The 1,751-nt window shown below is 63.0% G+C and carries 2 protein-coding genes; one reads left to right on the forward strand and one right to left on the reverse strand.

What is annotated here, in order from left to right:
- Nucleotides 1–229: 229 nt before the first annotated feature.
- On the forward strand, nucleotides 230–1,156 hold the full coding sequence (locus EN939_RS32825) for a DMT family transporter (protein ID WP_127271654.1): 927 nt from the start codon (nucleotides 230–232) through the stop codon (nucleotides 1,154–1,156).
- A 10-nt stretch (nucleotides 1,157–1,166) separates the two neighbouring features.
- Here the strand turns inward: EN939_RS32825 and EN939_RS32830 are convergent, their stop codons facing one another.
- Nucleotides 1,167–1,583, reverse strand: coding sequence for an alpha/beta fold hydrolase (locus EN939_RS32830; RefSeq protein WP_206528407.1), 417 nt, complete (start codon nucleotides 1,581–1,583; stop codon nucleotides 1,167–1,169).
- Nucleotides 1,584–1,751 lie beyond the last annotated feature (168 nt).

Here is a 1,751-nt window from a genome sequence, read left to right on the forward strand (position 1 = left end):
AACCCGCCCCGTCAATTCGATCTATGCCATGTGTGCGTGCGTCGCCTGCCGTGACCGGATGATGCAGTCGGCGAGGCGGTCCGCCTCGTCCAACTCGTCGGTATGATGCTGATATCCGGATGTCGCGATAGCCGCGAACACGACGCCAATCGGGGTTGGACTGCTACATCGACGGGACTGCCATCTGGTCGCGCCCTTTGCCCTGATATATCCGGCTGCATTCCGTTACATGAGTGAAACCGTGAAGACATCCAGCCTGACCGGCGCCGTTTCCCCGATGATCCCGGTGCTCGTATGCGCGCTTGCGATCTTCCTGCTGTCCGGGATGGATGCGGCGATGAAGATCCTGGTCATCGCGGTCGGCGTCTACAACACTTTGCTGTGGCGCAGCATGGTCGCGACCGTGGTCGCGGGCGCGGCCTGGCTGGCGGGACCGCGCCTAAAGCCAACCGTTCCGGTGCTGAGGCTGCATGCGTTGCGTGCCGCGGTTGTCGGCGTCGTCCTGATATCCTTCTTCTGGGGCTTGGCCAGGCTGCCGCTTGCGGAGGCGATCGGGCTCAGCTTCGTGGCGCCTTTGTTTGCCCTGTTTCTCGCCGCGTTGCTGCTCGGCGAACGGATCCGGCGAGAGGCTGTCTGGGCATCGCTGGCCGGCATCGCCGGCGTCGCGATTATCATGGCCGGCCAGTTCGGGCAGGCAGACTATTCGCAAGATGCCATGCTCGGCACGGCGGCGGTGCTCGTGTCGACGGTGTTCTACGGCTACAATCTGATCCTAGCCCGGCAACAGGCGCAGTTGGCCAAGCCGATCGAGATCATGCTGTTCCAGAACCTTTGCGTTGCCATCCTGCTCGGCCTCGCAGCACCCTGGCTCGCCGTCGCCCTGCCGAGCAATCTTTGGCTTCCTTTGGCCGGGGTGACGGTGCTGTCGCTCGCCGGGCAATTCCTGATGAGCTGGTCCTACGCCCGCGCCGAAGCGCAATATCTGATCCCGACGGAATACTCGGCCTTCATCTGGGCGGTCGCGCTCGGCTGGTTCTTCTTCGGCGAGGAGGCGACCTGGACCACCTTGGCCGGAGCATGCCTGATCGTCGCCGGCTGCCTGATCGCCGCGCGGGCCAATCCAAGGCTTGCCGAGCCCATCGAAATGGCGGTTTGAGCGTCGACGTTCAGCGCCCTGCAGGTTCGCGAAAGACCCCAGTCTCCACCTCGTGGATGAAGTGAGCGATGAGAGCCGCGCATTGGCGATGATGCGTTTCGAGAAGCATGTGTCCGCTCTCAAAGACATGGATTTCGACTGCGTCGAGGTCGCGGCTGTAGGCCATGATCTCGTCCAGCGCGAAGAAGGCGTCGTGCCGTCCCCACAGCACGAGGCATGCTGGCTGGTGGTCGCGGAGATAGGCCTGGATGGCCGGGAAGCGGGCGATGTGCGAGCCATAATCGGTGAAGAGTTCGAACTGAATGTCGGTGTTGCCGGGCCTCGCCAGGCGCTCCGTATCGAGATACCAACCCTCGGGCGGAAACAACACCTTCAGACGCTCGGGGAGACCGCCGATATATTGGTTTCGGGTCCCCTCGAAATTCATCCAGTCCGGCAGTTTGGCGCGGTTTTCTTCAGTCGGTTCGGCGAAGAATGCCTTCGGCGCGTCCCATTCCGGTCCCAGCCCCTCGTCATGAGCATTGCTGTCCTGCGCGATCAGGCCGAGGATGCGATCCGGCTACCATCTCGCCACACGGCAGCCGGATCGCACTGT

The sequence above is a fragment of the Mesorhizobium sp. M7A.F.Ca.CA.002.05.1.1 genome, assembly GCF_003998335.1.
Classification (GTDB): domain Bacteria; phylum Pseudomonadota; class Alphaproteobacteria; order Rhizobiales; family Rhizobiaceae; genus Mesorhizobium.

Bases quoted from the DNA above. Each gene is read 5' to 3' on its own strand.
- EN939_RS32825 (WP_127271654.1), top strand. From the start codon at position 230: ATGAGTGAAACCGTGAAGACATCCAGCCTGACCGGCGCCGTTTCCCCG.
- EN939_RS32830 (WP_206528407.1), bottom strand. From the start codon at position 1,583: ATGAATTTCGAGGGGACCCGAAACCAATATATCGGCGGTCTCCCCGAG.